Origin of the sequence: Hymenobacter setariae (genome assembly GCF_007713685.1) — a bacterium.
Classification (GTDB): domain Bacteria; phylum Bacteroidota; class Bacteroidia; order Cytophagales; family Hymenobacteraceae; genus Hymenobacter; species Hymenobacter setariae.
The window spans coordinates 504,175-528,184 of sequence record NZ_VMRJ01000001.1; the positions used below are offsets into that span (position 1 = coordinate 504,175).

The 24,010-nt window shown below is 58.2% G+C and carries 21 protein-coding genes; 10 read left to right on the forward strand and 11 right to left on the reverse strand.

Annotated features, from left to right (window positions below):
* Positions 1-11: 11 nt before the first annotated feature.
* The 8 genes from FNT36_RS02140 to lepA form a co-directional block, all read right to left on the reverse strand.
* Positions 12-200 (reverse strand): DUF4177 domain-containing protein, encoded by a 189-nt coding sequence (locus tag FNT36_RS02140; RefSeq protein WP_233635611.1) that lies wholly within the window; start codon positions 198-200, stop codon positions 12-14.
* 68 nt (positions 201-268) lie between these two features.
* The gene (locus FNT36_RS02145; RefSeq protein WP_144843672.1) at positions 269-649 is read right to left on the reverse strand and encodes a hypothetical protein; all 381 of its coding nucleotides are present in this window, start codon (positions 647-649) and stop codon (positions 269-271) included.
* A 314-nt stretch (positions 650-963) separates the two neighbouring features.
* Positions 964-2,919 (reverse strand): OmpA family protein, encoded by a 1,956-nt coding sequence (locus FNT36_RS02150; RefSeq protein WP_144843675.1) that lies wholly within the window; start codon positions 2,917-2,919, stop codon positions 964-966.
* Positions 2,920-3,044: 125 nt separating this feature from the next.
* Positions 3,045-3,701: a 7-carboxy-7-deazaguanine synthase QueE gene (locus FNT36_RS02155; protein WP_394348934.1), complete on the reverse strand. Its 657-nt coding sequence runs from the start codon at positions 3,699-3,701 to the stop codon at positions 3,045-3,047.
* A gap of 209 nt (positions 3,702-3,910) precedes the next feature.
* A complete protein-coding gene (locus FNT36_RS02160) occupies positions 3,911-4,813 on the reverse strand; it encodes a bifunctional 5,10-methylenetetrahydrofolate dehydrogenase/5,10-methenyltetrahydrofolate cyclohydrolase (RefSeq protein WP_144843678.1) in 903 nt (300 codons plus the stop codon).
* A 101-nt stretch (positions 4,814-4,914) separates the two neighbouring features.
* A complete protein-coding gene (locus tag FNT36_RS02165; protein ID WP_144843682.1) occupies positions 4,915-7,230 on the reverse strand; it encodes a mechanosensitive ion channel family protein in 2,316 nt (771 codons plus the stop codon).
* A 124-nt stretch (positions 7,231-7,354) separates the two neighbouring features.
* Positions 7,355-7,897 (reverse strand): hypothetical protein, encoded by a 543-nt coding sequence (locus FNT36_RS02170; protein WP_144843685.1) that lies wholly within the window; start codon positions 7,895-7,897, stop codon positions 7,355-7,357.
* Positions 7,898-7,946: 49 nt separating this feature from the next.
* Positions 7,947-9,734 (reverse strand): translation elongation factor 4, encoded by a 1,788-nt coding sequence (gene lepA / locus FNT36_RS02175; protein WP_144843688.1) that lies wholly within the window; start codon positions 9,732-9,734, stop codon positions 7,947-7,949.
* A 62-nt stretch (positions 9,735-9,796) separates the two neighbouring features.
* Here lepA and FNT36_RS02180 point away from each other — a divergent pair, with 62 nt between their 5' ends.
* From FNT36_RS02180 to FNT36_RS02215, 8 genes are all read left to right on the forward strand, one after another.
* Positions 9,797-10,678 (forward strand): hypothetical protein, encoded by an 882-nt coding sequence (locus FNT36_RS02180; protein ID WP_144843691.1) that lies wholly within the window; start codon positions 9,797-9,799, stop codon positions 10,676-10,678.
* A gap of 143 nt (positions 10,679-10,821) precedes the next feature.
* Positions 10,822-11,229 (forward strand): GlcG/HbpS family heme-binding protein, encoded by a 408-nt coding sequence (locus FNT36_RS02185; protein WP_144843694.1) that lies wholly within the window; start codon positions 10,822-10,824, stop codon positions 11,227-11,229.
* Between the two features lie 247 nt (positions 11,230-11,476).
* Positions 11,477-12,355, forward strand: a complete 879-nt coding sequence (locus FNT36_RS02190; protein ID WP_144843697.1) for a carboxypeptidase-like regulatory domain-containing protein — start codon at positions 11,477-11,479, stop codon at positions 12,353-12,355.
* Positions 12,356-12,369: 14 nt separating this feature from the next.
* The gene (locus FNT36_RS02195; RefSeq protein ID WP_144843700.1) at positions 12,370-12,747 is read left to right on the forward strand and encodes a hypothetical protein; all 378 of its coding nucleotides are present in this window, start codon (positions 12,370-12,372) and stop codon (positions 12,745-12,747) included.
* Between the two features lie 120 nt (positions 12,748-12,867).
* Positions 12,868-16,293, forward strand: coding sequence for a methylmalonyl-CoA mutase family protein (locus FNT36_RS02200; protein ID WP_144843702.1), 3,426 nt, complete (start codon positions 12,868-12,870; stop codon positions 16,291-16,293).
* Positions 16,294-16,298: 5 nt separating this feature from the next.
* A complete protein-coding gene (locus FNT36_RS02205) occupies positions 16,299-16,706 on the forward strand; it encodes a hypothetical protein (protein ID WP_144843705.1) in 408 nt (135 codons plus the stop codon).
* Between the two features lie 2 nt (positions 16,707-16,708).
* Positions 16,709-17,239: a hypothetical protein gene (locus tag FNT36_RS02210; RefSeq protein WP_144843708.1), complete on the forward strand. Its 531-nt coding sequence runs from the start codon at positions 16,709-16,711 to the stop codon at positions 17,237-17,239.
* Between the two features lie 134 nt (positions 17,240-17,373).
* A complete protein-coding gene (locus tag FNT36_RS02215) occupies positions 17,374-17,805 on the forward strand; it encodes a DUF6892 domain-containing protein (protein ID WP_144843711.1) in 432 nt (143 codons plus the stop codon).
* A gap of 37 nt (positions 17,806-17,842) precedes the next feature.
* Here the strand turns inward: FNT36_RS02215 and FNT36_RS02220 are convergent, their stop codons facing one another.
* The gene (locus FNT36_RS02220) at positions 17,843-19,108 is read right to left on the reverse strand and encodes an MFS transporter (RefSeq protein WP_144843714.1); all 1,266 of its coding nucleotides are present in this window, start codon (positions 19,106-19,108) and stop codon (positions 17,843-17,845) included.
* Between the two features lie 39 nt (positions 19,109-19,147).
* The gene (locus tag FNT36_RS02225; RefSeq protein WP_144843717.1) at positions 19,148-19,600 is read right to left on the reverse strand and encodes a MarR family winged helix-turn-helix transcriptional regulator; all 453 of its coding nucleotides are present in this window, start codon (positions 19,598-19,600) and stop codon (positions 19,148-19,150) included.
* Between the two features lie 367 nt (positions 19,601-19,967).
* On the opposite strand from FNT36_RS02225, the gene FNT36_RS02230 reads away from it, so the two are divergent.
* Together FNT36_RS02230 and FNT36_RS02235 are read left to right on the forward strand one after the other, a co-directional pair.
* Complete coding sequence (locus FNT36_RS02230; RefSeq protein WP_144843720.1) at positions 19,968-20,846, forward strand: SDR family NAD(P)-dependent oxidoreductase; 879 nt, start codon at positions 19,968-19,970, stop codon at positions 20,844-20,846.
* A 112-nt stretch (positions 20,847-20,958) separates the two neighbouring features.
* On the forward strand, positions 20,959-21,882 hold the full coding sequence (locus FNT36_RS02235) for a helix-turn-helix domain-containing protein (protein ID WP_144843723.1): 924 nt from the start codon (positions 20,959-20,961) through the stop codon (positions 21,880-21,882).
* Positions 21,883-22,073: 191 nt separating this feature from the next.
* Here FNT36_RS02235 and FNT36_RS02240 read toward each other — a convergent pair whose 3' ends face one another.
* Positions 22,074-23,987 carry a RagB/SusD family nutrient uptake outer membrane protein gene (locus FNT36_RS02240; protein ID WP_144843725.1) on the reverse strand — a complete coding sequence of 638 codons (1,914 nt, stop codon included), beginning with the start codon at positions 23,985-23,987 and terminating at the stop codon, positions 22,074-22,076.
* Between the last annotated feature and the right edge of the window lie 23 nt (positions 23,988-24,010).

Consider the following 24,010-nt stretch of genomic DNA (forward strand, 5'->3'; position numbering starts at 1 on the left):
AGCTTGTGTTGCTACTGTATTTCTCGCTTGAGGGTGATAAGGAAACTGGCTGCGGTGCCAGCTGTGGTCACGCTTACCATCGCCACCATCTCCCACCCTAGGGCGCCCAGCTGGTTGAGGTGCTCATTAAGTTGCTTGTAGTCGAAGCCGCTAAAAAAGCCACTTCTAGTATCTAGCAATTTGTACTCAAATTTCTTCATATAACAACCCGCGTGTTTCGACCGCCGCCGATTTAGACTCAAGCTATATCGGCGGCAGCCCGAAAGCATTACAGCCGGTGGGCCGTCATATTGGCCCGTAGTTGCTGGTAAGCCAGGCGCTGCTCGGGCCGAAGCAGGGTGGCAAGGGCGTGCTCGTAACGGCGCTGGTAGTCGGCCAGCTGCTCGTCTCGCTCGGCGGCGGGAGCCTCGGCCAGGTTCAGCTCAAACTCTAGCTGGCGGCGCTCCTCGAGATAGCGCAGGTGCAGCTGCTTCACTTGTACATACTGGCCCTCGTCGAAGTGGATGCGCTGGGCCAAGGCCTGCGTGAGGGCGGTAGCGTGGATGGTAACCGACTTTGGAAAGGTTTTGGGTTCGTCGCCAGGACCGTGGGCGGGGCGGGCACTGGTGAGGCCTGACAGCAGGCAGGCGGCAGCTACTAGGTTTTTCATGGGTAAAAAAGGTAGAGGTTGGAAAAAGATGATGTTGTATAAAAAGCCACTAGGGATATTGCCTAAGTGGCCGGGGTAACTGATTCCAAACCTACACGCTTTTTATTTTTTGGACAAAATCGGGTGACTATGGCACTTTTTTAATTGGCCCGTTTTTTACAAAAAGCATAACAGCCTCATTATACAACATTTATTCCGAATTGAAAAAGCTAAACTTGAGGCATAAAAAATGCCCGCACAAGGGCGGGCACTACATTTTATTCGAACAATCCTAGTAAATTTTCATCTTCTTAAAGCCTTGCTTTAAGTCTGTATCACAAAATTCGCAGCTCAATGCGCCGGTTCTGGGCACGGTGAGTTTCTGTATCATTGGCCGCCAATGGACGAGTTTCGCCATAGCCTTTGGCTCGTAGGCGGCTGGCGGGCACTCCTTGGCTGGTGAGATAGTCTAATACGGCCTGCGCACGGCGCTGCGAGAGGCTGAGGTTGGCGGCGGGTGTACCCACATTGTCGGTATAGCCGGCCACTTCTACGCGCAGGCTGGGGTCTTGGCGCAGGAACTCGACCAAGCGGCTCAGCTCGGTGCGCGAGCGGGGCTTGAGGGTGGCCTTGTTGGAGTCGAAGAACAGATTATTGAGCACCGCACTCCGGCCGCTTTTGGCTGGGTCGAGGTAGATGTCCAACGTCAGGGGGTCAAATTTTTGCTGGCTCGAATAGTCGAAGCTTAAGCTTTTGAGCAAGTAGCCAGGGGCGGCGGCGTACATAGCGTAGGCGCGGCCCTCGTTGAGCACGGCGGTGTACTCACCAGTTTCGCCATCCGAATACACTTGCTGCGTCAGAGCATTCGTATTTAGGTCAAACAGCTGCACCACGGCCTCGATGGGCTTCTTGGTCACGGCGTCGAATACGCGGCCCTGGGTGTAGGTGCTGGTTTCGCGGGCGCGGGCGCTGGCCGGCACCTCACTGCCGTAAAGCAAGATGGCAGGTGGTAGGCCCGGCGCATCGCCCGACTGCGGCCGCTCGGTGCGGGTGTAGTAAGCGCGCTTATTATCGGAACTGATGAAGAGCGACGCCTCGTTGGCAAACGTGTTAAGCGGGTACCCTACGTTGAGCGGCTCGCCCCACTGGCCCTTCTCGTCGAGGTAAGAGCGGAAGATGTCAGAGCTACCTAGGCCCACCCGGCCATTGGTACTATAGTACAGCGTAGTACCGCTGGCGTGGATGAAGGGCGCTAGGTCGTCGCGCGTAGTATTGATGGGCACGCCTAGGTTGCGGGCAGCGCCCCAGTTGCCATCGGCCCCGATGGTAGTCACGTAAATATCGTAGCCGCCCACACCACCGCCGCGGTTGGAGGAAAAATAGAGCGTGCGCCCATCGGCCGATAGCGAGGGCTGCGAGTCCCAAGCCTTGGAGTTGACCAGCACGCCTAGGTTGCGCGGGGCTGTCCACTGGTTGCCACGCCGATGCGAGATGTACAGGTCGCAGTTGCCGAGGCCACCCGCCCGGCCGCAGCTAGTGAAGACCAGCGTTTTGCCATCGCCGGAGATAGTAGCCGCACCCTCGTTTTCGGGCGAGTTGATGACCTGCGAAATCGACTGCGGCGCGCCAAACTTGCCGCTGGCATCAACGGCGCTGATGAGCAGGTCCTCGTTTTCCTGGCCCTGTTTCTCCGGGTTGCGGCGCACCGTGAACACTAGGAAGCGGTTATCGGCCGTGAGTACTGGAAAGTACTGATTGCGAAATTGATTGAGCGGCGCGGCCAACTGCTCGGGCGGCGGCCCGGTGGGGTGCGCCATGGCCTCGGCCGCAAAATCGCAGTTTTGCAATTGCAGCTTGGCCGTTTCTACCTGCGCTTTATTGGTAGGATTGGTTTTCAGATAGTTGGTGAAGGCTGTGCGCACGGCGGCGTAGTCGCCTACCTCACCAGCCAGGCGGCCCATCACGAAGTAATCGGCCGCACGGGCGGGCTCCACGGGCAGCTTGCTGAGGCCCGCCTGGTAGGCTTCGAGCGCCCTAGGGTGGTCGCCGAGGGTCAGCAGCAGCGAAGCCTTACGCAGGTACGGCTCGCCGTAGTCGGGGTACTTGTCTGTAAGCTGCTGCCACACAGCCAGCGCCTGCTGGGGCTGGCGGTCGCGCTGAAAGAGCTGCTGCGCCTTTTCGTAGAGGCTACGGGCTTTGTTGTCGGTGATGCTGGCGGGCACTTGCGCCAGGGCGGGCGCCGTGGCCAAGCCAACCAGCAGGCTGGCAGAAAACAGGAATTTGGGCAGCATAGAGCAGAAAAGACGCAAACAAGGACCCTAGGCAGGGTATTCTGACCAACCTAACGGCACAAGCCGCCGGACCGTTCAGCTACCATTCACCCAAGGGCCACAAAGATGCGGCTTCTGCCGGCTCGCTACGGGATGTCGAGGTACTTGTGCGTTTGCAGCGACACCTGCCAGCGCGGGTTGGCCTTCACGTACTCAATGAGGGCGGGCGTCATGCGAGCGGCGCGGCTCCACTCGGGCTGCAGGTAGAGGCGCGTGGTACTTGGCACCAAGGCCGCGTGCTCTTCGGCCCACTTGAAATCACTATCGTTGAAAACGATGATTTTCAACTCGTCGGCGTGGGCTAGCACTTCAGGCAGTGGAGCCTTAAACTTCTTGGGCGACACGCATATCCAATCCCAGTTGCCCGAGAGCGGGTGCGCGCCGCTGGTTTCAATCCAAGTCTTGAAGCCGGCCTCCTGCAAGGCCTTAGTCAGCGGCAGGCAGTCGTGCATCAGCGGCTCGCCGCCCGTGACAACGACGTTACGGCCAGGGTGTTCGCTGGCCGAAGCTACTAGGTCAGCGATAGCATAGCGCGGGTGAGCATCTGCGTCCCACGACTCTTTCACGTCGCACCATACGCAGCCCACATCGCAGCCACCTAGGCGGATAAAGTAGGCCGCCCGGCCCGTATTAAAACCCTCGCCCTGAATGGTATAGAACTGCTCCATCACGGGCAGCGCCGCAGCGGGCTCGCTGGACGAAAGAATGGGCAGGGCAGCAAAAAAATCGGTAACGGCAGACATAAGCAACTAAAAAAGGGCGCGACTTACGTCAACGCCCGCGGCGCGGCCGGGGGTTCCGGCCGCTCAAATTTACGAAAGAAAGTAGCTTGGCCTTGACCGGCCGAGCGCTGGCGCAACTCGCATCTGGCACCTAGGTCAGTTATTCAGAACCAGAACACCACAGATGCTCGCCACGCGAGCGCTCGGCCGGCCAAGGCCAAGCTACTTTATTACTTCTTCGGGTAGATTTCGCCCTTGGCTGCGCGCAGCGTGTTCAGCAGCAGCATGGCAATGGTCATGGGCCCTACGCCACCCGGCACGGGCGTAATGCGCGAGGCTAGCGGCGCTACTTCGGCGAAGTTCACGTCGCCCTTCAGGCTGAAACCGCTCTTCTTATTGGCGTCGGTCACGCGGGTCGTACCTACGTCAATTACTACTGCGCCGGGCTTCACCATGTCGGCCGTCACAAACTCGGGCCGGCCGATGGCGGCCACAATAATATCGGCCTGGCGCACGATTTCGGGCAGGTTCTTAGTGCGCGAGTGGCATAAAGTAACCGTGCAGTTGGCCGTTTCTAAGTTCTTAGCTAACAAGATACTAACTGGTGTACCTACGATATTCGAGCGACCAATCACTACGGCGTGCTGGCCGCTGGTTTTGATGCCAGCGCGGGCCATCAGCTCCACGATACCCGAGGGCGTGGCGGGCAGCAGTGCGGGCAAGCCGGCCACCATGCGGCCTAGGTTGGTGGGGTGAAAGCCATCCACATCCTTCTCGGGGCGAATGGCCTCAATCACCTTCTCCGCATCGATGTGCTTGGGCAACGGCAGCTGCACGATGAAGCCGTCGATGTCAGCATCGTCATTCAGTTGCTGCACCTGGGCTAGTAGTTCGGCCTCAGTAATGTCATCCTCGAAGCGCAGCAGCGTGCTGCCAAAGCCTACGCGCTCGCAGGCCAGCACTTTGTTGCGCACGTAGGTTTCGGAGCCGCCGTCGTGGCCTACCAGGATGGCGGCCAAGTGCGGTACTTTCTGGCCAGCCTCTTTGAGGCGAGCTACTTCGGCGGCGATTTCTACCTTGATGTCCTCGGCGGTTTGCTTGCCGTCGATGAGATGGGGGGCGTTTTCGGGCATGGTGTTGCGCGGACTTTGTAGTCCGCGATTGGTTGAGAAAATTCTTTTCAAGTAGGCGGGCCACAGCTGGCAACCAGCGTGGCTACAGTCCGCACAGCTTCTTACCGCATGGCAATACCCGCCGCCGTGAGGCGCTGGTAGATGCCAGCCAGCAGTTCGCTTTTAAGTACGTCTTCCTGGCGAATGTTATTTATCCAGAACTGCACCTTCAAGTCGTAGCCGCTGGTGGTGATGCTGCTAAGTAGAATTTCGGGCGCAATGCGGTGCAGCGTGTTCGGGTTGGCCATAATCTCCTCGCCGATGAGGCGCCGGGCTTCGGCTAAGTCGATATCAGGACCTAGGGCCAGGGCCAGCTCGGTGCGAATGTGGCTGTTGCTGAGCGTCCAGTTGATGACGTGGTTGCTGAGCAGGTCACCGTTGGGCAGAATGATTTCGGAGCCGGCCTGCGACGTGAGCTTGCTAGCCCGGATGCCGATGTCCTTTACTCGGCCCGTCTGGCCCTTCACCTCAATGTAGTCGCCCACCTGAAACGGCCGCTCGAAAATCAAAATCACGCCCGACACGAGGTTATTGATGATGTTCTGCAAGCCTAAGCCAATACCAACACCTAGGGCGCCCAGCACGATGGCAATCTTATCGACCGGCAGGCCCGAGGCGATGGTAGCCAGAAACAAGCCTACAGCTAGAATCGCCAGCCGCACCGCCACCATCCAGGAGCCCTTGCGGTTGGCGTCGGCGTTAAAGTCGTCGTCGGTTTCGCCGAAGAAGTACCCCACGTACTTCTGTAACTGAATGGTCAGCAGCACGATGCCCACGAATAGCAGAATATTACCTAGGGTAAACGTGGTGCTGCCAAGCTGGTGCGGCGCCGTGAGTGCGTGCTCAATAAGGCGGTAAAAGAGGTTGTACAGGTTCAGGTTGGAAGTGAACAGCATGAGCCAGAGCACACCTACCACTACCACTAGCGCCTTGCGCAGGCCACTCTCAATTTTGCCAAAACTGAGCCGTGCCGACATGCCACCGGCCAACCGGCTACGCTTGACTTGCAGAAAAAACGCCTCGGTGGCGACCCGTACAAAGGCCGAGAGCGCTACTATCTGGGTCAGCCCAAAGATGGCCGTGGTGCTGAACATCTTAGCCAAACTTACCCGCCCGAAGGCGTTAGCTAGAATGGCCAGGGCATTTAGAAAAACGAAGAGGAGCGCCACGGGCCGCACAAAGCCCGCGATGAGGTGGCGCTGCCGCAGGTAGCGCCAGAAAGCCAACCCCAGCACGCCGGCGCCCACGTTGAGCAGCACCTCCACCCAGCGCATACCGAGGCCTGGCGCCCGCACTGCGTAGGCAAACGTGAGCGCAAAAAACGCCCCCACGATGCCGAGCCAGTACCAAAACAGCGGCCGCGGCCAGCTGCGCCAGCCCAGCACCGTGAGCGTGAGCAGCAGCAATAGCTGTAGCAAATCGGTGTAGGCAGCGGGCGCGTGCAGGTCGAAGAACGGCGCTAGGCTGAACACCACCAGCAGCGAGGCCGCCACTGGCACCGGGCCTAGGTAGCGCAGGCGGTGCTCAGGTATTTCGGCCAGAGTAACGGCACCCGTGGCAGGCGCCTGGGCCGCCAAGCGTAGGGCCCGGAAATTCTGGAATACCCAGCCAAAGAAAGCCAGCGCGAGAATGGCCATCCACACCCAATAATCCCAGTTTTCGGCAAAGTAATAGCCTGTAAGCGAGCGCTGAGCGGCGTACGACTGGCGCACTAGGTCGCTGGTTTGCTCATCGGCCCGGATGCGGCTGGGGTGCCACAGCGGTGGCAGCTCAGCCTGGCGGTTGCGGCCATTGAAGCGGCCCATTTGCTCGCGCACCACGTCTTGTAGCTCCAGCACCTGGATGTAGCCGTCCGACACCCGGGTTTGCAGGCCGGTCACGGTTTGGCGGCTGCGGCGCAGCAGCGCGGTAGCCTGGTCTTCCTTGCCCTGCAGGCGACCTAGGGCCCGGCCCACGGGGGTGGTGGCGGGCGGGCGAGAGGCAGCAGGCGGCAGTTGTGCGCTCAGCGTGTCGAGCCGCGCCTGCATGGCGGCGAGCTGCTTGCTGCCATCGGCCAAGGTGGTGCGCCAGCGGCCCAGCTTCTCCTGCATGTCGGCCAGCAGCACGCGGTACATCTGCAATTGCTTCACGTCTACCACGTTGCCATACTGGTCGAGGTTCTCCCGAATGATGTCGAGATTGTCCTCCACCGTGGGCAGGTCGTCGCTGAGGTCTTCGGTATTAGTAGCGCGGCGGGCCGTGCCGTTGATACGGCTCAATACAAAGTACGCCCGCTCGACACGCTGGGCCAGCGAATCGGGCAGCACGGGCGGCGGCTGGCGGCGAGCTGACGTCTTGGCTTTGACAGCTGGCTTTTGCGGCGCGGGGGCGGCTTGCAACTGGCCTAGCTTAGTAGCAAGTACACATGTTAGTAATGCCCATATTATAAAGAAGAAACTCGATACCCTCATTTAATCAATAGTATTGAAATAAATACCTGCCTAAAATTCAGTTATTAATTATTCAACTTCTCAAAGGTCTCGTCGGGCGGAGACTGAAACCCCTATGCAGAGCCTTTACCAAGCCATTTGGCAGTGGTCTATATACAGTATCAAAAGTGGATACTTCCCAAGTAATGTATTGCTGTCCTGTATATTCTGATATAGCAGAGCCATTGACAATCAATTCTTGGCTATCAGTAAACATGATTAGCAAATCGAAATTAGATTTGATAACTATGGTTGAAATTTTCTTCCGCAATAAAGAAGCGAGTGAGGGCCCACGTCTAATAGGCCCAAGTGCGAAGGAAAATATATCAGACCGACTTATTTCTTTGCTACCCTTAATAATACGCCAATCATTACCTAGACCTATATCGAATTCAAAATCATACTCTATAATCTCTACCCAAAATTCTGTATCTACCTCAACCTCTATTGTCTGACTACCACCTAGTCTAATCCCAATAAAAGGTTTGCCCACTACGGCTTGACTCACTTCCATACCAAGTACTTGAAGAAGTACATGTCGGAACTCATCTTGCGTTATTTCTTGACCCGAAGCCATAAGGTGAGAAACAAAAAGCGCGGCCCCTTCCGGAACCGCGCTTTCGCTGTTAGTCAATTTTGAGCACCGCCAGAAACGCTTCTTGTGGAATCTCTACCGAGCCCACCGAGCGCATCCGCTTTTTGCCTTCTTTCTGCTTTTCGAGCAGCTTGCGCTTACGCGAAATATCGCCGCCGTAGCACTTAGCAATTACGTTTTTGCGCAGGGCCTTCACCGTTTCGCGGGCGATAATCTTCTGGCCGATAGACGCCTGAATGGCGATGTCGAACATTTGGCGGGGCAGTAGTTCGCGCAGCTTTTCGCAGAGGCGCTTGCCCCACTCGTAGCTCTTCGAGCGGTGCACGATGGCCGAGAGAGCGTCCACCTTCTCGCCGTTCAGCATCACGTCGAGCTTCACCATGTCCGACTCGCGGTAGCCAATCAGCTCGTAGTCGAGCGAGGCGTAGCCGCGGCTGATGGTTTTGAGCTTGTCGAAGAAGTCGAATACAATCTCCGACAGCGGCAGCTCAAAGTTCATCTCCACGCGCTCCGAGGTCAGGTAGCTCTGGCCTTTGATGATGCCGCGCTTTTCCATGCAGAGCGTGATAATCGGCCCCACGTACTCGGCGGCGGTGATAATCTGCGCCTTGATATAAGGCTCCTCGATGAGCTTAATCAAGTTCGGCTCCGGCATTTCGGACGGCGCGTTGATGATAAGCTCTTGGTCTTTACTACCTAGGGCATGAAACTGCACACTGGGCACGGTGGTAATCACCGTCATGTTGAACTCGCGCTCGAGGCGCTCCTGCACGATTTCCATGTGCAGCATCCCGAGGAAGCCGCAGCGGAAACCGAAGCCTAGGGCCACCGACGTTTCGGGCTCCCACACAAGCGAGGCGTCGTTGAGCTGGAGCTTTTCCATGCTGCTGCGCAACTCTTCGTACTCGGTGGTATCGACCGGGTAGATGCCGGCAAATACCATCGGCTTCACATCGGCAAAGCCCTGGATGGCCTCCGGCGTGGGGTTACCCACGGTCGTGATGGTGTCGCCCACTTTTACCTCGCGGGCTTCTTTGATGCCCGAGATGAGGTAGCCCACGTTGCCGGCGCTCATTTCGGTGCGCGCCTCCTGGTTGAGCTTGAGCACGCCGATTTCGTCGGCGCCGTACTCCTTGCCGGTGGCCATGAAGCGCAGCTTGTCACCCTTGCGCATGGTGCCGTTCTTGATGCGGAACAGAACCTCAATGCCTCGGTACGAGTTGAATACCGAGTCGAAAATGAGCGCTTGGAGCGGAGCCTCCGGGTCGCCCTGCGGCGCAGGAATGCGGTCGCAAATGGCATTTAGGATGTCCTCGATGCCAATGCCAGCCTTGCCCGAGGCGTGGATAATATCTTCTGGCTTGCAGCCAATGAGGTCTACAATTTCGTCGGTCACTTCCTCCGGCATGGCGTGCGGAAGGTCAATTTTATTGAGCACCGGAATAATTTCCAAGTCGGCCCCGATAGCGAGGTACAAGTTGGAAATAGTTTGAGCCTCAATACCTTGCGAAGCATCCACAATCAACAGCGCGCCTTCGCAGGCGGCGATGCTGCGGCTTACCTCGTAGCTAAAATCGACGTGGCCGGGGGTATCAATCAGGTTGAGCGTGTACAGCTCCCCTTTGTAGGGAAACTGCATCTGGATGGCGTGGCTCTTGATGGTGATGCCGCGCTCGCGCTCTAGGTCCATGTTATCGAGCAGTTGGGCCTGCATGTCGCGCTTGGCCACGGTGCTCGTGAACTCGAGAAGCCGGTCGGCCAGCGTGCTTTTGCCGTGGTCGATGTGGGCAATAATGCAAAAATTACGGATATTCTTCAACGGAGGGCGGTTTTATCGCACACGAAGATACGGCCGATTTGCCCCCGGTTGTATGTTTGGGTATGGACCCACGCGCTACTATTACTGCTCAGCTACCGCCCGCTAGTGCCCCTAGGGCCAGCGCGGCCCGCGTGGCGCACGGCAAGTTTCTGAAAGTATTTTTCAACGCCACGGCCTGCTACTTACTCGCGTACCAGCTCGTGAGCCTAGTACACCAGGCGAGCACGGTGCTGGTGGCGCGGCGGGCCAATGTGCCCGGCTTCTGGAACCTAAGCGGCGTGCGGTTTGAGCTGAGCGACAGTGGCTGGCGGCGCGACATGGTGCTGGACATCTACGGTACGGGCCCTGCACTGGTGCTGCTGCTAGGTGGGCTCAGCTTCCTATTGTTTTGGTTGCGGCGCCAGCAGCCGGGCCTCGGCAAGCTGCTACTGCTGTGGGTGGCCCTGCATGCCACTAATACCGTGCTCGGCGGTCTGCTCGCCGATACGGTGACGCAATCGGGCTCGTGGTACGTGCCCAACTGGCTGCTAGGGCTGAGCAGCACGTGGCCCAGCACAGTGCTGGGGCTGCTCTTTGCTGCTGGGCAGGTGGTGCTGGGCATAGTGGCAGCCGGGCCGTTTTTGCAAGCGCAAGACTCGCGCACGATTTTGCAGTTCGACCGGCGGGCGCACCTCGTGGTGTACGCCCTGGTGGGGCCTTGGCTAGTGGGCTCCCTTTTGCTAGCGCTCAGCAAAGTGCCGCACCTAGGGGTAAATGAAGCACTGCACTACACCACGATGGGCTTATTGCTGATTCCGCTGGCTATGGGCTGCCAGCGCGAATTTGTCAGCGAGCGTGAGTTGCTGCCCCGCCCTACTCGCGTGGCCTGGGGCTTGGTAGGGCTAGCGCTACTGGCCTTGCTAGGGTGGCGGCTGGCACTAGGCACAGGGATAGCTTTTCAATAAGCCGGCTTATGCAGAGGCGGCTACTGTCCAGTTTGTATTATTCTGGTAGCGTGCGCCAGCTATGTTTTTGGCAACCAGCACCACCCAATTGGAGTTAAGTAGGAAACTAATAAGTAGCCAGCTTCTTTTTCCTCTCTCCACTCATGGGTATCTCCCTCGAACAGGCACAAGCCGCCATCCAAGCCGCCCACCAGAAATCGCTTGACCTAGGCGTGAAAATGAACATCGCTATCGTCGATGCCGGCGCCAACCTCGTGGCCTTCGCCCGTATGGACGATGCGTGGCTAGGCTCGCTCGATATCTCAATTAAGAAAGCCAAAACGGCGCGCTTCTTCGACATGCCCACCGGCGACCTCGGCAAAGCGTCGCAGCCCGGTGGCTCGCTCTTTAATATTGAAGTGTCGAACGGCGGCCTCATCACCTTCCCCGGCGGCCTGCCCATCAAGGATGGCAGCGGCAAAGTCATCGGCGCCATAGGCGTATCGGGCGACTCGGTCGAGAACGACCACACCGTCGCCGAAGCGGGCCTGCAGGCCGTGGCTGGTAAATAGCCAGAAAATTTGATAGAATGGCAGTTGCCTAGGTGGCTGCCTACTAGCGTTATCAGCCGGACCGCCCAAGCAGGTGGCCCGGCTGTTTTCGTTTGCTTTTTGCAAAATGGCCGTGCTTACAACTTGCCGAACAAAGACACATGACGTAGCGCAAATGAAGAACAGAGCGGTTGCGCTGCAACCCTAGGGCGCCCGTAGGGGCTCTGCACGAGTATTGGCGCCATGTTGGGGCCGTAACTTCTGCCTTATGATGCGTCGTTTTAGTGGTCTTTTTTTGGTAGGAAGCGCAGTAGCTGGGGCTGCATTAGCTGCACAAGGCCCCCTCAACCAGCCCACAGTGCGAGTGGTAGATGGCCAGCGCAAGCAGCCCATTCCGTATGCCTCAGTGGGCGTAGCAGGCCGGCCCCTAGGTACTGTGGCCGACGCCCAAGGCGGCTTTGTGCTAGCGCGGGTGGGCGCCGCGGATACCGATACAGTAGTGGTTTCGTGCGTGGGCTATCAGTCGCGCCGGCTGCTGGTGGCCGACCTAAGCAAGCTGCCCGAACTGGCGCTGACGCCCCAGGCCGCCGCGCTCCAAGAAGTGCAGGTGCACGCCGATACTTGGAAGCGCCGCAACGTCGGCCGCGAGGGGTCGGGCGGCTTTACGTTTTATAACTTCCACTTGCAAGCCGACAAAGAGCCCGCCAACAAGCTGGGCCGCGAAGTGGGCGCCATCCTAGGCATGAAACCCAATAGCTTCGTGGAGGAAGCTTACGTGTATATCCGGCAGCGCAGCTTTCGGCACTTGCGCTTCCGGCTCAACGTGCGCGCCCTCGATAGCCAGGACCACCCGGCCGCCAGCCTACTTACCCAAGATGTGCAGTTCGCCGTGGCCGACTCTACCGCCAGTTGGCAGCACCTCGACCTCAAGCCCTACAACATCAACGTAGGCCCGCAAAGCCGCATCGCCGTGACGCTGGAGTGGCTCGACGGCACCCCGACCAAACAACAAGACTGGTACAGCGTTTCGATTCCGGCCGCGCTCTCGGCCACGCACCGTATGGTGTTTCGAGATAAGTCAGAAGACCAGTGGAAAGTGCAGCCCATTAACCTAAGCTTGTATATTACTACTGTTAGCCCAGATTAATATAAGCTGTCTACATGCCTGACTTCACCCTTTGGCTTGAATTCGAAGAGTTTCACTTTTCGTCTAGCCACGATTTTGCAACTAGTCAGCTTGAAATACATGACTGGAATTATAAGAATGACTTCTGCAACATACATGTTACGCTCGTTGATGGGCGGCGCTATGGTATCAACGTGTGGACATTTGACTTTTTTGCAACTACCGTCAGCCAAGACAAAGCAAGCGGCGAGAACCTAGGTGGTATTTACCAAATACCACCTGACTTATTCGTGCATGAGCTTACCCGCGAGTGCATTGAGGTCACTATCGCAGACCTTCTAAAACGCGGCAACTTAGAGACTGTATTGAATCCATCAATTATCGATTCCACTTTAGCTGAAGACGAAGGATAGAATACGCGCCCCGGCCGACCTCGCCGGGGCTTTTTCGTACCTTTATCGCACCCAAACACGGTGCGCTTAGTTGAATAGACTAGCTAAACGTGCCCTGAATCTTCGCCCTACCCCTACCCCATGCATCCCACCCCAGTTGCCCCCTACAAGCCCAAAAACCACGTTCGCATCGTCACGGCCGCCGCGCTGTTTGATGGGCACGACGCGGCTATCAATATCATGCGCCGCATCATCCAGAGCAGCGGCGCCGAAGTTATTCACCTAGGGCACAACCGCTCGGTGCAGGAAATCGTGGACTGCGCTATTCAGGAAGATGCCCAAGCCATTGCCATTACCAGCTACCAAGGCGGGCACAACGAGTACTTCAAGTACATGTATGACCTCTTGAAGGAGCGCGGCGCGGGCCACATCCGCATCTTCGGCGGTGGCGGCGGCGTTATTCTGCCCTCCGAAATCGAGGAGTTGCAAGGCTACGGCATCACGCGCCTCTACTCGCCCGATGATGGCCGCTCGCTGGGCCTGCAAGGCATGATTAACGACTTGCTGGAAAAGAGTGATTTTCCGACCGGTCAGAAGCTCAATAGCGAGGTTTCGCATATAAAGGAGAAGGATGCCCGCAGCATCGGCCGGCTGATTTCAGCGGCCGAGAACTTCCCCGAGGAGTTTGAGCGGGTGAAAGGCCAACTGGTGGCCGACTTTCAGCAGCAGGAAGATGATGCCTCTCAGCTACTGAACCCAACAGCTAAGCCCACGGCACCCATCCTCGGCATCACGGGCACGGGTGGCGCGGGCAAGTCGTCGCTGGTCGATGAGCTGGTGCGGCGCTTTCTGCTTGACTTCCCCGAAAAGACCCTAGCCATCATTTCGGTGGACCCCAGCAAGCGCAAAACCGGCGGGGCGCTGCTCGGCGACCGCATTCGGATGAACGCCATCAACTCGCCGCGGGTGTACATGCGCTCACTGGCCACGCGCCAGAGCAACCTGGCGCTGAGCCGCTACGTGCAGGATGCAGTGGACGTGGTGAAGGCCGCCGACTTCGACCTGATTATTCTGGAAACTAGCGGCATCGGCCAATCCGACACCGAAATCATCGAGCACTCCGACGTGAGTCTCTACGTGATGACGCCCGAGTACGGCGCGGCCACGCAGCTCGAAAAGATTGACATGCTGGACTTTGCCGATGTTATTGCGCTCAACAAGTTTGACAAACGCGGCGGCCTCGACGCCCTGCGCGACGTGCGCAAGCAGTACCAGCGCAACCACCAGCGCTGGGATTCGCCGCTGGAGGAAATGCCGGTGTTTGGCACCATCGCCTCGCAGTTCAACGACCCCGGCATGAACCGGCTCTACCGGGCCATCCTCAGCACGCTGGAGGAAAAGACGGGCGCGCAGTTTGCCTCGCAGCTCGAAACCAGCGCCGAGCAGTCGGAAAAGGTCTACATCATTCCGCCGAGCCGCACGCGCTACCTCTCCGAAATCGCCGAAACCAACCGCGCCTACGACAAGCGCGTGAGCGAGCAGGTGGCCATTGCCGAGGTAGCGGGCTCGTTTGCGACCCTAGCCAAGCATTATCAGGATGCGCCGGCTAGCCCCGAAACCGCTGGGCTAGACTTTGCCAAAAACGTGCAAACCCAGCTGCGCCGCCTCGACGCCGACGCCCAGGCCATTCTGGAAAACTGGGAGGCTACCCTCCAAAACTACCGCAACCCCGAGTACGTGTACAAGGTGCGCGACAAGGAAATCCGGGTCAAGACGCACACTACGTCGCTGTCGGGCAATGCGATACCGAAGGTAGCCGTGCCGCGCTACCTAGGCTGGGGCGACCGCCTGCGCTGGGCCATGCAGGAGAATTTCCCCGGCGAGTTTCCCTACACGGCGGGCGTGTTTCCGTTCAAGCGCGAGGGCGAAGACCCGACCCGTATGTTTGCGGGCGAAGGCGGACCGGAGCGCACCAACCGGCGCTTCCATTACGTGAGCAAAGGCTTGCCCGCCAAGCGCTTGAGCACTGCCTTCGACTCGGTGACGCTCTACGGCGAAGACCCCGACCACCGGCCCGACATCTACGGCAAAATCGGCAACGCGGGCGTCAGCATCGCCTGCCTCGACGATGCCAAGAAGCTCTACTCGGGCTTCGACCTCTCGCACCCGGCCACCTCGGTGAGCATGACCATCAACGGCCCGGCGGCCACGCTGGCAGCGTTTTTCATGAACGCGGCCATCGACCAGAACTGCGAGAAGCACATTCACCAAAACGGCCTCGAAGCTGAGGTGGACGCCAAAATCGACCAGATTTTTGCCGCCAAGCAGCAGCCCCGCCCCCGCTACCAGGGCGAGTTGCCCGAGGGCAACAACGGCCTAGGGCTGCTGCTACTCGGCGTGACGGGCGAAGACGTGCTGCCCGCCGACGTGTACCAGCAAATCAAGGCCACGACCCTGACCCAGGTACGCGGCACCGTGCAGGCCGACATCCTGAAGGAAGACCAGGCCCAGAATACCTGCATTTTCAGCACCGAGTTTGCGCTGCGCCTGATGGGCGACGTGCAGGAGTATTTCATCACCGAAAAGGTGCGTAACTTCTACTCGGTCAGCATCTCGGGCTACCACATTGCCGAGGCCGGCGCCAACCCGATTACCCAGTTGGCGCTCACGCTCTCCAACGGCTTCACCTTCGTGGAGTACTACGTGAGCCGGGGCATGAACGTCAACGACTTCGCGCCCAACCTGTCGTTCTTCTTCTCCAACGGCATCGACCCCGAGTACGCCGTGATTGGGCGGGTGGCGCGCCGCATCTGGGCTAAGGCCATGAAGCTGAAGTACGGCGCCAACGCCCGCAGCCAGATGTTGAAGTACCACATCCAGACCTCGGGCCGCTCGCTGCACGCCCAGGAAATCGACTTCAACGACATCCGCACCACGTTGCAGGCGCTCTACGCCATCTACGACAACTGCAACTCACTGCATACCAATGCCTACGACGAGGCCATCACTACCCCCACCGAGGAGAGTGTGCGCCGCGCCATGGCCATTCAGCTCATCATCAACCGCGAGCTAGGCCTAGCCAAAAACGAAAACCCGCTGCAAGGCTCCTTCATCATTGAGGAGCTGACCGACCTAGTCGAGGAAGCGGTGCTGCTTGAATTTGACCGCATCACGGAGCGCGGCGGCGTGCTCGGCGCCATGGAAACCATGTACCAGCGCGGCAAAATCCAGGAGGAAAGCCTGCACTACGAGATGCTAAAGCACACCGGCGAATACCCGATTATCGGCGTCAATACCTTCCTCTCGTCCAAGGGCTCGCCCACGGTCATCCCGGCCGAAGTCATCCGCGCCACGGAGGAGGAAAAGCAGTACCAGATTACGATGCTCGAAGCCCTGCACGCTCGCAACGCCGCCGCTACCCCCGCCGCCCTGAAGCGCTTGCAGCAAATCGCCGTGCAGAATGGCAACCTCTTCGCGGAGCTAATGGAAACGGTGAAAACCTGCTCCCTAGGTCAGATTACGAACGCGCTATTTGAGGTAGGCGGGCAGTATCGGCGGAATATGTAATTCTCGTGGAAATAGAAGAGACAATGGCTTCATCAGATTCTGTCTCTGATGAGGACTTACGGGAGTTGTGGCGAGTGAGGTGGAAGGCTTCTATTGAAGAACTCACCTCACTCGAACACCAACACGAGACTTCGCTGAACACATCGAAATCGAGCGTGCACTACTCTTTCGTGGAGTTTATGTGCTGCTATTTCGATGATTTGCTTTGTGGCTTAAATTATGGTCAGCTTGCTGAGAATAGCTATGTCAGCGAACAAGAAAAAGATATCCTACTTGAATGGCATACCGCTCTTGAAGACTACAATTCTCCTCAAAGTAATGGTTATTACGATATTACAATCTGGAATAACCCTGAATGGCAGCGGATTGTAGATTTAGGAGCCATAGCTTGGGAAAAGCTCAAATTGCTTTAAGTATGTACAACAAAGTATTCTTAAACAATCTTGACCTAAGCGGTCCTAATTATCCATCGTATGACTCTATCACAGAAGAAATTTGGCAAAACCTTCTTATCAATTTAGTATTCAAAGTTGCAGATAGCTTTGCTTTCATGGGTGTATCTAAGAAAGCAGATTTATTTCCAGATGGCCTAATCTATTTTGATAATTGGACACTCGAAACCATCAATCTTGTTGAGGTTGACGATGATATAGTTTGCAAGTTTCGGCTTAATCAGAACTGTAAATCAAAGCTTTTGGAATATGGATTTGCTGTCCATAGTTTCAAAAGCAAGCGCTTCAATAACTATTATGAATTTGACCAACTATATTTTTTTAGTGGCGAACGATTAATTGTCAATTACATCAATCACGAGGACATGCTTAATTTTATCGAGCTTAGCGAAGATGAAGTAAAGCTTATCGAGAATTTAGAGCCAAACCTAAGAAATTCTTTCATTGATTCTGTGACTCTTATAGCAGCTTATGAATCAAGAAGACAAACCTGATTCTAAACTGGCTTAAACTGGCGCGAGTTTAGGCGCAGCCGTAACTCGTGACTAGATATGAGTAGAAGGTATACCTTACACTGAAGCGCTAGCGGCACCAGCAACTAGCGCTTCTTACTTTACCACCAAATCCTGTGGCCCGCAATCCTGTTCAATTCAAAGACTTCAACTTTAAGTTGGCGGTAATCGAGGTTTTGATGTACGAAGAAGCAGTGCTAGAACCCCAATTCTCAGTCCACGACTTTGCGGCTAGCTATACTGGGCGCCGCATCGACATTGAAAAAGAGGGCTATGCCGTCATCCCGGAAGTCAGGCAGTATTTTGAGGAATTAGAAATTCCAGCGGAGTTATTGAGCCAAGTCGAAGAGATAAATCAGGATGGTGGCGATATCATCTACCATCAACTGTACCCTTTTTGGGATGGGGAAGACAACCAGTTTGCTATCACTTCGACCGACGACCTAGTTTTGCTGCCCAACCTGCGTAAGATTACCCTATTCTATGATGAGGAGGAAGAGCTAGCCGCACAGTTCATAGCAAAAGGCATAGACGCTGACTATTTATAAAAGGAAGTTATCCATACGGCCTAACCTGGTACGGCCCCTAGCTCGACAACGCCAAGCCCTGCGTAGAGTTGGCCTGGGCGGGCAGTTCGGTGCGCACCGTAGGCTGCTGATGCAGGGAGCGCCAGTGCAGCGCGCCTAGGCCGAGGGCTAGCACACCTTGCACCAGCACTGTGTTTTGCACGCCGATGTGCTGCGCTGCTACCCCCACCAGCAGGCTACCTAGGGGCACCATGCCCGTGTAGGCCAGCACGTAGAAGCTGATGACCCGCCCGCGCATGGCGGGGTCGGCGGTGGTTTGCAGCAGGGTGTTGCTGATGGTGATTTGCGACATCATGCCGAACGCGCCTACCGCAATGAACGCGAGGGCCAGTGGGTACCACGGGGTGTGCGAAAACAGGATGAGTCCGGCCCCAAAAATGAGGGTGTTGGTTGCCAGTATCCGGTGCAGGTTGGTCCCCGGCGGGCGCGAGGCCAGGTACAGCGCCCCGATAAACGCCCCCAGGCCGATGGAGCTGTCGATGAGCCCGAACGTGGTAGCCGTGCCGTGGAAAATATCTTTGGCGTACACCGGCATTAGGGTGGTGAAGGGCAATACCATCAAGCTTACCGCCGCTAGCATCAGGATGATATACCGAATATCGGGGGTGGTGCGCACGTACTGAAACCCTTCTTTCAGCTCGCCTAGGATGTTTTTGGCGTGCGGCTTGGCCACGTAGGCCGGCCGCTTGATGGCCAGCAGCGAGCCAATGACGGCCACAAAGCTCAGCGTATTGAGGGCGAAGCAGGTGGTGGCGCCCAGGGCCTCGATGGCTAGCCCGGCCACGGCGGGCCCTATCAGCTTCGAGAGGTTGACCATGGACGAATTGAGGGCCAAGGCGTTGGGCAAGTCCTGCTTGTCCTCCACCAGTTCGTGCACCAGCGATTGCCGGGCTGGCACGTCGAAGCCGTTAATGATGCCCAGCACCACGCTCAGCCCCAGGATGCCCCACACCGCGCCCGGGCGGCCAAACACCAGCAGCGTGAGTAGCGCGGCCTGCACCATCGAGAGCACCTGCGTGGTGAGCAGCACCCGGTAGCGATTGTAGCGGTCGGCCACGCCGCCGCCCACCAGCGAAAACGCCGCCGCCGGAAACATGGTGGCAAACACGCTCAGCCCAAGCATGAACTTGGAATTGGTTTGGGCATAAATGACCCAGCTCACGGCCGTTTTTTGCATCCAGGTGCCCAGCAGCGAGAGGGCCTGCCCCGTGAAGTAAAGGCGAAAATTGCGGCTTCGCAGCGCGCGAAAAGTGCTTGTATTCATAGTAGGTATAAACGGGAGACCTAGGGGCACTCCCACTAGTTATTCGCTGGCAACCAGCTTGGTGAGCACCGGCAGTGCCTGCTGCAAGGCTGCTAGCTCGGCGGCCGAGCAGTGCTGGGTGAGGGTGGCGTGCAGCCACTCGTCGCGCTCCTGGCGGGCGGTTTGCAGCAGCTGGCGGCCGGCATCGGAAATGGCGATGTGCACCTTCCGGCGGTCGGTGGCCGAGGGCCGGCGCTCGATGTAGCCGCCCTCGGCCAAGTGACGCAGTATCTGCGACATCGACTGGGTGGTGACTTTCTCCATCTCGGCCAGCTCGCTGGGCAGCAGGTGCGGGTGCTGGTCGAGCAGGCGCACCACCGAGCGCTCGGTAAGCGACAGCTTTTCGCGGGTGGGCGAGTGCGCCCGCAGCTTTTTCACCAGCCGCGTTACCACGGTGCGCAGCTCGGTGGCCAGGTGCTGGGCGTCGTCGGGGGCAGGAGCTTGAGTAGCCATAGTTGCCAAGTAAACTTGTTAAGTAAGCTTACTATTATTTAACTCTCCAACTCCGGTAAAAGTTTGCGCAATGCCTCATTCGTGCGCCACCTCCTATATAAGAGACTATACTCACCGCCGCTTTGCTGCTTGCTATGCAGGGCCTTGCCTACCTAGGCGACTTGCAGGGGGCGTATTTGTTAGGTAATGAAGTAGCGCTTGGTACGCCGAAAGGCCACAGCAACGAGTGCACTTGGCCTGCGCCGTCATAAAAGCGCCCTAGCCAGCAACCAGCCGCGTTTTGCCTACACAATTCCCCAATTAGCTTACAATCGCCGCCTAGGCCGCCGGCAAACTTTGCAGTGTTATCAACGCAACCAACTACCTCATGGCACAGCAACAAACAGCCGGCAGTGGCACCGCCACCACGCCGGGCAAAGTATGGTTTATTACGGGCGCCTCGCGCGGCTTTGGCCGCATCTGGACCGAGGCCGCCCTGCAACGGGGGGATAAAGTGGCCGCCACCGCTCGCTCGCTGGCTAGCCTGGCCGACCTCCAGGCAACCTACGGGGCCAACGTCTTAACGCTGGCGATGGACGTCACCCAGCCCGACCAAGTGACGGCGGCCGTGGCGCAGGCGCACGCCCACTTCGGCCGGCTCGATGTGGTGCTCAACAATGCCGGCTACTCGCTGGTCGGCACCATTGAGGAAGCCAGCGCGGCGGACGTGCGAGCGCTCTACGAAACGAATATTTTCGGTACGCTGGCCGTCATCCAGGCTGCGCTGCCGCTGCTGCGGGCGCAGGGCCACGGGCATATTATCGGCATTTCGAGCGGCCTAGGCTTGGTGAGCCTGCCGCTGATTGGCTACTACTGCTCTTCTAAGTGGGCCTTCGAGGCAATCCACGATAGCCTAGCCACCGAAATCAAGCCGTTTGGCTTACACGTCACGCTGGTAGAGCCGGGCGCCTACGCCACCGAGTTTGGCAGCGACAACTCCTTGAAATTTGCCCCTGGCATGGATGTCTACGCTGATTTCCGGACCGGCTTTATGAATCGTCTCAAAGAGTCAGAAGGTGGCGACCCACAAGCCACGCCCCCGGCGCTATTCGCTGTTGTGGATGCGGCCGAGCCGCCGCTCCGCTTTTTCCTAGGTAGCCAAAATCTGCCCTGGGTGCGGGCCGCCTATGCCGAGCGGCTCGCCACCTGGGAGCAGTGGGCCCCCGTGTCGGATGCCGCCCAAGGCACTACGGGCAAGGCGCACTAACGAGCCGGCCGGTAGCCCTGCTGCCCAATTATCTACTACACCCTAACTTACCCGTGCAGCCACCAGCGACGTGAGGCTTTCCTGCCCGGCGCTGGTGGCTTTCGGCTGCCCCATGAAAAAATCAGAAACCAGTCCGCTGCGGTTTAACTCCCTCGCCGAGGCCCACCAAGCGCTGGGCCTGCCCCAGCCCCAGCACCCGCTCATCAGCCTGCTCGACGCCGCGGCCCACCCGGTGCAGGGAGCAGCAACGCAGGAGCCCCACGTGCTCAGCTTTTATAAGATTGCCCTCAAAACCGGGGCCGGCCAACTGGCTTACGGCCAGGGCCACTACGACTTTACGGAGGGCAGCTTGCTGCTGGCAGCCCCCAACCAGCTCCTGGGCAGCGCGCAGGATAGCGGCTGCCAAAGCGGCACGGTGCTGCTAGTTCACCCCGACTTTCTCCTGGGCTACCCGCTGGCCAAAACCATCAAGCAGCATGGCTTCTTTTCCTACGCCACCAACGAAGCCTTGCACCTCTCCGACAAGGAGAAAGCCACCCTAGTGGCCCTGTTTGCCAGCATGGAGGAAGAGCTAAGCAACCGGCTCGACGACCTGAGCCAGGAAGTACTACTAGCGCAGCTCGACCTGCTGCTAACCTATGCCCAGCGCTTTTACCAGCGGCAGTTCCTGACCCGGCGCCCGGCCAACCGCCTGCTGCTCCAGCAGATTGATGAGCTGCTAGATGCCTATTTCGAGGCCCAGCAACCACTCGTGCAGGGCCTGCCCACCGTGCACTACCTAGCGGCGCAAGTAAACCTGACCCCGAGCTACCTAAGCGACATGCTACGCTCGCTGACCGGCCAGAACGCCCAGCAACACATCCACCACCGGCTGATTGAGCGGGCGAAGGAGCGCCTAGCCGTCACTAGCCTGTCGGTAGGCGAGATTGCCTACGAACTGGGGTTTGAACATGCCCAGTCGTTTAGCCAGCTGTTCAAGGCCAAAACGAATACCACTCCCCTCGCCTTTCGGCGGTCGTTTGCCCCTCGGCGGTAGCAGTGGTGGTAACCTCTGGTAAGCTGTCCAAATTCGGCCGACTGCCGGTCAGCGCTGCTGGCCGTTGGCACGGCAATGCAGCAACCTTTAAGGCCCGCGGCGGTTTGCCGCAGGCCCTCATACACTTTCCTACTACCTTATTATCTGGCAATACTTGCAAGCCTTATCTGCTCTCAAATTCTGCTATATCCTTAGTAGCCTGGGTTTTGCTCGGCCTGGCGCTCGGTGGCGCTCAGGGGCTGGCCGTTGCGGGAGATGCGCTCTAGGTGCGTTTGCGGAATGGGGCGCAGCTTGTGGAAGGGCTGGATGGCTACGGCATCGGGGTTGAGGTAGCGGGTGCGGACCACCAGCGTTTCGGTGCGGGCTAGGTCCTCCCAGCGGTGCAGCTCGCCGAGTAGCTCGCGGGTGCGCTCGTTCAGGATGAAGTGAATAAAGCGCTCGGCCGTAGAACCCACCGAGGGCGGGTACATCTCCTTGGGGTCGTTGGTGGTGAAGCTGGCCTGGGTGGCCGTGAGGGCCGGGTAGGTGCTGCTCACATCGCCGCGCACGCCGCCTTCAAAGCGGTAGTTGGCGTTGGGGCGCACCTCGCCGGCCTTGTAGGCGGCGCGTTGGCGCACGATGTTCACGTACTGCAAGGCTTTATTGTAATCGCCCTTGCGGCCGTAGGCCTCCGCAGCAATCAGGTAAGTTTCCGCGAAGCGGGCTAGGATACCGTCCTTGGTACCGGCCTCATCGGCGGCGCTGGTGCGGAAAGGGTCGGTGTACTTGATAAGCTGCGGAAACTTGTTGCGCAACCCTACCGCGCCGGTGGGGTCGTAGCCGAGCACCACGGTGCCGGCGGCATTGCGCACGTAGCGGGCAAAGATGCCGTAGCGCGAGGCGTTTATTTGGGACTGCGGCACAGGATTTTGCGGCGTATTCACGATGACCGCAAACGCCGTATCGCCCACCGCAAACTTCGGCTGGCCCACTAGCGCGGGCGTGGGTGCGTTGGCAGCGGTCCACTTGGGCAGGTTGGTGGCGCTGTTGGCAATCCAGGCCGTTTTCATTGTCTTATAAAACCGCGAATCGTTGCGGCGGTCGAAGATGTCTAGGGCATAGTTGGTGGGCATAATGCGCCGAAACGGACGGTCGTTGAGCAGGTCGCGGGCCATGCCGGGCTCGGTGTCGTACTGCAAGGTGAAGTACGAGTGCACCCGGTTGCCGAAGCGCCCGGCCAGGGCGGGCACGTTCACAAACTGCGACGAGAAGATAATTTCCTTGCTGGTTTGGGCGGCCACACTGTTAGTGTAGCTCGATATATCGAACAGCTTGGCGTAGTCGCTTTCCAGCGTGTAGCGGCCGCCGCTAATGACTTGGTCGGCGTAATAAGCCGCGCTGTCGATGTCGGTAGGTCGCTGCCCGCGCACGTCGGTGATGGCGCTGCCACGGGTCAGGTACACCTTAGCTAGGTAGTGCTGGGCCGCGCCCTGGGTGGCCCGCCCAAAGTCGCTGGTGGTTGGCCCTAGGTTGGTAGCGGCAAAGCGCAAGTCGCTGATAATGGCGCGGTACACATCGGACACGGGGGCGCGGGTGTACTCGAGCTGCACGCCCTCGGTGGGCTGCAGCACCAACGGAATGGCCCCGTACTGCTGCACTAACTGAAAGTAGTAGTAGGCGCGCAAAAAGCGCAGTTCGCCTAGGCGCTGATTTTTCTGGGCATCGGTGCGCAGCGTAGTAGTGCCCTGAATGCCCGGGATGCGCGCAATGCCAATATTGCAGCGGTTGATGCCGTCGTAGTCGGCTGTCCACACGCCGTCCACGAAGCCATCGGAGGAGTTGAGGCGGCTATCGTAAATATCCCACCAGTAGTAGTTTATCTGGTCGGCGTAGGTTAGCTCATCTACCCCAAAGTTGAACATGGCGTAGGAGTGCTCGTTGGCAAACTTGTAGCGAGTTTGCTCATAGCTCGACTTCACTAGGTCTTCCAGCCCCTGCTCGGTACTGAAGTAGTCGTTGGTGAGCGTCGAAACCAGTTCTTCTTTCAGGTAGTCTTTGCACGAGCCCAGGCCCAGCCCAAGCAGCGCCGTAAAGCCCAGAGTACGAAAAGTACGGGTAATTTTCATGAGAGATAGCAGCGGAGTGGGTG

Excerpts from the sequence above, each read along its gene's own strand:
- FNT36_RS02140 (WP_233635611.1), bottom strand. The coding sequence starts at position 200 with ATGAAGAAATTTGAGTACAAATTGCTAGATACTAGAAGTGGCTTTTTT.
- FNT36_RS02170 (WP_144843685.1), bottom strand. The coding sequence starts at position 7,897 with ATGGCTTCGGGTCAAGAAATAACGCAAGATGAGTTCCGACATGTACTT.
- FNT36_RS02195 (WP_144843700.1), top strand. The coding sequence starts at position 12,370 with ATGCCTGACTTCACCCTTTGGCTTGAATTCGAAGAGTTTCACTTTTCG.
- FNT36_RS02180 (WP_144843691.1), top strand. The coding sequence starts at position 9,797 with ATGGACCCACGCGCTACTATTACTGCTCAGCTACCGCCCGCTAGTGCC.
- FNT36_RS02225 (WP_144843717.1), bottom strand. The coding sequence starts at position 19,600 with ATGGCTACTCAAGCTCCTGCCCCCGACGACGCCCAGCACCTGGCCACC.
- FNT36_RS02220 (WP_144843714.1), bottom strand. The coding sequence starts at position 19,108 with ATGAATACAAGCACTTTTCGCGCGCTGCGAAGCCGCAATTTTCGCCTT.
- FNT36_RS02190 (WP_144843697.1), top strand. The coding sequence starts at position 11,477 with ATGATGCGTCGTTTTAGTGGTCTTTTTTTGGTAGGAAGCGCAGTAGCT.
- FNT36_RS02240 (WP_144843725.1), bottom strand. The coding sequence starts at position 23,987 with ATGAAAATTACCCGTACTTTTCGTACTCTGGGCTTTACGGCGCTGCTT.
- FNT36_RS02230 (WP_144843720.1), top strand. The coding sequence starts at position 19,968 with ATGGCACAGCAACAAACAGCCGGCAGTGGCACCGCCACCACGCCGGGC.
- FNT36_RS02150 (WP_144843675.1), bottom strand. The coding sequence starts at position 2,919 with ATGCTGCCCAAATTCCTGTTTTCTGCCAGCCTGCTGGTTGGCTTGGCC.
- FNT36_RS02185 (WP_144843694.1), top strand. The coding sequence starts at position 10,822 with ATGGGTATCTCCCTCGAACAGGCACAAGCCGCCATCCAAGCCGCCCAC.
- FNT36_RS02160 (WP_144843678.1), bottom strand. The coding sequence starts at position 4,813 with ATGCCCGAAAACGCCCCCCATCTCATCGACGGCAAGCAAACCGCCGAG.
- FNT36_RS02155 (WP_394348934.1), bottom strand. The coding sequence starts at position 3,701 with ATGTCTGCCGTTACCGATTTTTTTGCTGCCCTGCCCATTCTTTCGTCC.
- FNT36_RS02200 (WP_144843702.1), top strand. The coding sequence starts at position 12,868 with ATGCATCCCACCCCAGTTGCCCCCTACAAGCCCAAAAACCACGTTCGC.
- FNT36_RS02145 (WP_144843672.1), bottom strand. The coding sequence starts at position 649 with ATGAAAAACCTAGTAGCTGCCGCCTGCCTGCTGTCAGGCCTCACCAGT.
- FNT36_RS02210 (WP_144843708.1), top strand. The coding sequence starts at position 16,709 with ATGTACAACAAAGTATTCTTAAACAATCTTGACCTAAGCGGTCCTAAT.
- FNT36_RS02235 (WP_144843723.1), top strand. The coding sequence starts at position 20,959 with ATGAAAAAATCAGAAACCAGTCCGCTGCGGTTTAACTCCCTCGCCGAG.